The sequence below is a fragment of the Vibrio makurazakiensis genome (assembly GCF_050337375.1).
Lineage (GTDB): Bacteria > Pseudomonadota > Gammaproteobacteria > Enterobacterales > Vibrionaceae > Vibrio > Vibrio makurazakiensis.
In genome coordinates this window covers 1-1056 of the sequence record NZ_JAKJSW010000456.1, presented here as the reverse complement: position 1 = coordinate 1056, position 1056 = coordinate 1, and the positions used below count along the sequence as shown (strand labels likewise).

Genomic DNA, 1056 nt, shown 5'->3' with positions numbered 1-1056 from the left:
ATCCAATACCCAATGACGCCTTTAACTTCTTCAGCATAGTCTTACCTTATCAATTCATTATCATTATTTCTTGAACCTATGCAGTAAGCCTTCTTTAAATTTTGGATTCAAGTTTTTCCTCACAATAACGGTATTCACCTCAGAAACTTTCCACGACGATTGAAAATTCATATCAATGAGTTAAGCTAATTGTATAGTCAATTAAAGGACATGTTATGCCTAGTTCACCACTTTACCTCCAGATAAAGCAGTATATCGATGACAGGATCACGAGTGGCCAGTGGCCTGTAGGTCATCAAATCACAACAGAACTAGAGCTAACCGAGCAATTCTCTGTCAGTCGAATGACCGTAAATAAAGCTATTCGGGATCTAGTATCCGAAGGAAAACTAATTCGGAAACCTCGTTTAGGTACTTTTGTATGTAGCGTTAAAGATAAAGCAGAATCACCTTTGCTAGATATACGCAACATTGCCCAAGAAGTTGAAAGTCGCGGTCAGAAGTATAAAAGTAAGGTGCTACAACAAAAGGAAATACAAGCGGATGAAAGTGTCGCAACCCGTTTAGGCGTTATGCTAGGAGCAAACATTTATTACAGTGAAATCATTCACTTTTCTGACAACAACCCTATTCAAAGAGAAGTTCGCTGGGTTAACCCTCTCTACGCTAAAAACTATTTGCAACAAAATTTTAATCAGCTCACTCCTAATCAATATTTATCTGAAAACTGTCCTCTCAGCGCTATAGAACACACTGTAGAAGCAATAGTTCCAGACCCCACGACCAAAGTAATATTAGAACTTGGCGACTCAGAGCCTTGCTTGTTACTCAATAGACGCACCTGGAGCGGTGACAAATTAGTCAGCTTTGCTCTACTCTATCACCCGGGTTCCAGATACAAATTAAGTTCCAAAGTTCTACTCTAATATAGGATTTCATCCTATTTATTGATCACATTTTCGCAACATCAACTTGCCAAGGATTAAATAATACTCTATTTATTTGTATATACATTTAACTGTAATTACGAAATAGCGTAATTTAGAACAGATAGAG

The 1056-nt window shown here is 37.6% G+C and carries 1 protein-coding gene; it reads left to right on the top strand.

Annotated features, from left to right (window positions below; translation table 11 throughout):
• Nucleotides 1-215 precede the first annotated feature (215 nt).
• Complete coding sequence (gene hutC, locus L4C33_RS22420) at nucleotides 216-926, top strand: histidine utilization transcriptional repressor HutC (protein WP_428814582.1); 711 nt, start codon at nucleotides 216-218, stop codon at nucleotides 924-926.
• Nucleotides 927-1056 lie beyond the last annotated feature (130 nt).

Bases quoted from the DNA above. Each gene is read 5' to 3' on its own strand.
- hutC (WP_428814582.1), top strand. From the start codon at position 216: ATGCCTAGTTCACCACTTTACCTCCAGATAAAGCAGTATATCGATGAC.